This window comes from Blautia faecis (assembly GCF_027662325.1).
GTDB classification, from domain to species: domain Bacteria; phylum Bacillota; class Clostridia; order Lachnospirales; family Lachnospiraceae; genus Blautia_A; species Blautia_A faecis.
In genome coordinates this window covers 1-1,855 of sequence record NZ_JAQDKY010000099.1, presented here as the reverse complement: position 1 = coordinate 1,855, position 1,855 = coordinate 1, and the positions used below count along the sequence as shown (strand labels likewise).

Sequence of the window (1,855 nt, the reverse complement as noted above, 5' to 3'; positions counted from 1 at the left end):
ATAATTTGTAGTTATCCATTGAATATTATTACAAAAAACAGAATTAAAATCATTTTTAAATAGTATAGTTTAGGAGTAAGCTATGAATGTAAGTTATAAAATTAAACAAATTAAAAATGTGAAAGATAAAGATTTAACAGATGCTCTTGACATATATGTGCATACTGTAGATGAAAATTCGGAAACATCAACTTCTCAAATAAGAGATTATATACAAAACAAATATAACGATACCAGAAAAATGTTTTTTTATATTCTTTATGCAAATGATGTTGTAGTTGGCTTTGCAGAATATGGTTTTCTTCCGCAAAGCCAAGTATTACTTATTGATTATATATGTACAAAGCCCAGAAATCATACATACTTTTACAATTTCTATCAAATGCTTTTTGAAGATATAACTGAAATTCTAAAAAAGAATAATTTATATATTAAATATATTATGACAGAATTATCTTTAAAAAAAGACAATGAAAATAAGTATATAGATATAGATAGTAATTATTTCAGACAGTTGCTTTCAAGAGAGGGATTTCAAATACTACGCGCACCTTATTATCAACCATATTTTAATATGAGACATACATTATCATCAGCAGATTTTAATATAGCAATTAAACCATTGATTAATGGTGTATTTCCCAAAACCAATATTACTGAATCCTTTTATCAGGAATTGATTACTGATCTTTACCAAAATCATTATGCAGCTTGGTATAAAAAATATATGAATTCAGATGTGGTTAATCAATTCTTCGATGGTTTATTAAAAAAAATCCAAAAAGAATTTACTAAAAAAATTGAAATTGATGATATAACATTGGTTAATTGTGCTTTATTCGAAAAAGGATTATGCCAACAAATTTCAACTGAAAACATAACCCTAAAAAAGAAACAAATTTATTTTCTGAAACAGTGGATATTACGTATTATGTGCGTGATTTTCTCTTTGGCAACATGTATTTTTTGTTATTCTGATCGATTTGATTCGACAGAGGTATTTTTGTGTTCATTACTTACTATAATTTCTTCATCTATATCACTTTACCAGTTTATTAGAGAATATTTTTTTCAAAAATAACAATTTCATTATGTGCAAAAAAATAGGAACATGGTTGTAAGAAATCATCAAATTTTGAATATTTGGCAGATCTTTTTTCAGAAACTCCAAATCTATAAAGTAATGATGAAAGAATATGGAAACGATATTTTCTTTTACATATAAAACTGTAATAATCAGCTAATTGTATTAAAAACTTTTCACTATACATCCATAAATAGTGAATTTGATTATTGTACTGATATTTTTGCACAAATACTGTTTTGGCATATTTCTTTGTAAAAAGAAATTCTGCACTATTTGATCTTTCAAATTCGAGGATTAAAGTGCCACCAGGTTTTAATATTCTGCTAAATTCCGCAATTGCTTTTTGAACATCAGCATAATTAATAACGCTGCCTACACAAATAATACAATCTACAGAACTGTCCGGCATGGGTATTTTCTCTACAGAGGCAATTAAGTATTTTTCAAACATGTTGACATAATCTTCTATAATATCCATATAAATAATTGTGCATGGAGTTTTATAAGTTGTTTTACCACATCCGGCATTTAGAATAACCTGAGAGGAACTAAGATGTAGTTCATCCAAATACTTTTGAACATATTTGTTCAAAATATTATATGTGCAGGTATGCCATATATCATTGTTAGGCCACGGCTCTGATTGGGTATAATTTTCTTTTGCTGCTTCTTCAATATCTATAACCTTCTTTACATTCATATTAATATTCTCCAATTATAGCAATTATGTTTATTTTAGCAAGTTTTCAATGGATAACTACAAATTAT

The 1,855-nt window shown here is 26.5% G+C and carries 2 protein-coding genes; one reads left to right on the top strand and one right to left on the bottom strand.

The annotated features are described in order from the left end of the window. Positions 1–82: 82 nt before the first annotated feature. The gene (locus tag PGQ38_RS19265; RefSeq protein WP_148463293.1) at positions 83–1,081 is read left to right on the top strand and encodes a hypothetical protein; all 999 of its coding nucleotides are present in this window, start codon (positions 83–85) and stop codon (positions 1,079–1,081) included. On the opposite strand, the gene PGQ38_RS19260 is transcribed toward PGQ38_RS19265, so the two are convergent. Next, entirely contained in the window at positions 1,056–1,787 is a 732-nt protein-coding gene (locus PGQ38_RS19260) for a class I SAM-dependent methyltransferase (protein WP_178090729.1), read from the bottom strand. The genes PGQ38_RS19265 and PGQ38_RS19260 overlap by 26 nt on opposite strands. Positions 1,788–1,855 lie beyond the last annotated feature (68 nt).

What these genes read in the sequence shown, in the direction of transcription:
- PGQ38_RS19265 (WP_148463293.1), top strand. Translation starts at nt 83, where the DNA reads ATGAATGTAAGTTATAAAATTAAACAAATTAAAAATGTGAAAGATAAA.
- PGQ38_RS19260 (WP_178090729.1), bottom strand. Translation starts at nt 1,787, where the DNA reads ATGAATGTAAAGAAGGTTATAGATATTGAAGAAGCAGCAAAAGAAAAT.